We start from the raw sequence: 2328 nt of genomic DNA, 5'->3' as shown, positions 1-2328 counted from the left end.
GAGTTCAACTTGTGTAGGAGAATTATATTCCTTAGAAAGGTACAATTTTTGGTGCGAATCAAGCTTCTTGATTATTTGACAATCAGACGGGCTTCCATTCCATATTCTACCTAAAAATGGGAGTATTAATTCCTTTAAGCAAAAACTGTCTATTGTGCCGAAAAAGCTAAGCTTCGTGTCATGGGCATTTTCTTTACAGCGCTTCTTTAGTTCTTCACTGGCTTTTCTCGTGAAAGTGATTGCAATTACACCCTTATGAGAAGGTAGCTCTGGAGTTATTCGTCGGATTTTTTCCTTCATAACGGTAGTTTTTCCACTACCCGGGCATGCTGTAATGACAATACTATTTTCGCAATCAATCGCGCCTTGTTGTTGTGGCGTAGGATTAAAGGGAGGCATTTTCTAACCCCTTTTTAGTGCTAGTAATTTGTGCAAAGGTTTAGCTAATTCACCACCGTTAAATTTATGAAGATCATCCTTAATAGACCTGAGCAACTCCCTCATTCTTAGTGCTTTTTTTTCTTGAAGGTATTTTATAGCTGATTCAGAATCAGTTTTCCCAAGTGCTGTTTTAACTTCCTCAGGCAACTCATTTACTATGTCTGTTTCAAGGTCTACTTTTGATAGAAATACACCTTTATCATTAAGCAGGTCAGATGCAGCTTGCCATTCACCATTGTCTATAGTTTCTTGTGCTGTAAATTCGGCATCATTGTTTTTTAGTGGTTCTTTCCCCAGTATCCCTAAACAGCGGTTAATACCAGCATACTGCCATTCAGCTTTCCTAGGCACTTTTGATATGTCGTTGTCAGTCCTCATTGTCCATGCGATACCTAAGGAATCCAATATTGATATATATACTCGAAAAGAGATACCGTCGACAGAAAGGACCGACAAATTCTCATAATCTAGATCGATGTTCAGAGCTTTTGATAGTGATTGATAGAAAAGTATCTCAGATGGCCCTTCAACTAAAAATATACCGTTAGAGAAGAAGGCTTCTGCTGGCAAAATACTCATTCTATAGCTCATGCCTTCCCAGCCTGCTTCTATACAATTTGAGCAACCATCACTGGCAGCAACTGTTGCTGAATCATGATGAAGCAACCTGATGATAGAGTCTGGTGAGAAGTTAACAGTTATCTGAGGCGAATGTGAAGATATGATTGTTTGCCCAGGCAATTCATCTATTAAGTATTCTGCTAATTTTCTTTGTTGATGAGGATGTAAATGCGCTTCAGGTTCTTCGATAACATAGAAAATCACTTCGTTATCTAAGTCATGCTCTTTCGCACTTTTGGCTTTCCACAAAGCGAGCAATATCTGATTGTTTCGTCCATCGCCACCAAGCATAACATTAGAGCCATTAGTATTAGCACCAAGCTGTAACTTTTCTATAAAGTCATTAACCTGTATAGCGCCTGTGTCAAGTTGAACTTCATAATCAGCGTAATGATGAGCTAGTTTTTTTAGTTCGTCATTAACATCCTTAGTTGCTTTGTCCACATATATAAGCTGAGACACCTTCTCATTGAGAGTTTCTAAATCACTACTTATTTCACCCAGTAATTCATCATCTTCTTCTTTCTCATTTTCAGAAAGAGATTCCTGCGCAATTTTCAGAAGCTGTCGTTTTTCTTTACGAATAAATTTATCCAAATCACGTTGAGATTCAATGTATTTCAAATGCATGTGCTTTAGATAGAAACGGCTCGAGATCTCTTGTAAATCATCTAAAGATGAGCCAACAAATAACTTGTAATCTAGATTAATCCTTTGCGCTGTATACCTTAAAAAGGTTTCGTTACCCTCACTAACGCTTCCCTTCAGAACTGAAACAACAGCGTCTTCTGTGATCTCTGAAAATTTAACTGTAATTGATATTTCATCAGCGACCTCTGTTGCGCTAATGTGAAAGTCTAGTTCATCAGGTTCAATATCCGCTTCAGATAGGCTCTTGTCTAGTAACATTCTCAACGCATGAAGTAAATTACTTTTTCCGACGTCATTTGAACCAATTATTAGCGTGTTTTCGTTGAAGTTAATGCGTGAATCAGCAAAATTTCGAAATCCCTTTAAATGCACATTATCTATTTTCAATTTTTGATCCTTTTGATCCTAGCAGCACTCACTTAATAGGTAGCTTGAGAACTCAATGCTTAAGCTTACTAGATGACGTTTAACATTTATTCGGCCGAAAAATCCTTGTTTAAACACAGACCTGTCCGCCTTTGTAAACTTTATGTACCCAACCCTACCCGCTTTTTTGCTTTGAGACAATCACTTACAGAAACAGACATGCAGCGTCACCAGCAAACACCGATGCGC

General features: G+C 38.1%; 2 protein-coding genes. Both read right to left on the bottom strand.

The genetic code is table 11. The annotated features are described in order from the left end of the window. Positions 1-399 (bottom strand): UvrD-helicase domain-containing protein (locus tag QWF21_RS17915; RefSeq protein WP_330089408.1); only part of this gene is annotated, 399 nt, incomplete at its 3' end. 3 nt (positions 400-402) lie between these two features. Next, positions 403-2100, bottom strand: a complete 1698-nt coding sequence (locus tag QWF21_RS17910; RefSeq protein WP_330089407.1) for an ATP-dependent nuclease — start codon at positions 2098-2100, stop codon at positions 403-405. Between the last annotated feature and the right edge of the window lie 228 nt (positions 2101-2328).

Source organism: Alkalimonas mucilaginosa (assembly GCF_036327005.1).
Lineage (GTDB): Bacteria > Pseudomonadota > Gammaproteobacteria > Enterobacterales > Alteromonadaceae > Alkalimonas > Alkalimonas mucilaginosa.
This window is presented reverse-complemented; position numbering and strand designations above follow the sequence as displayed.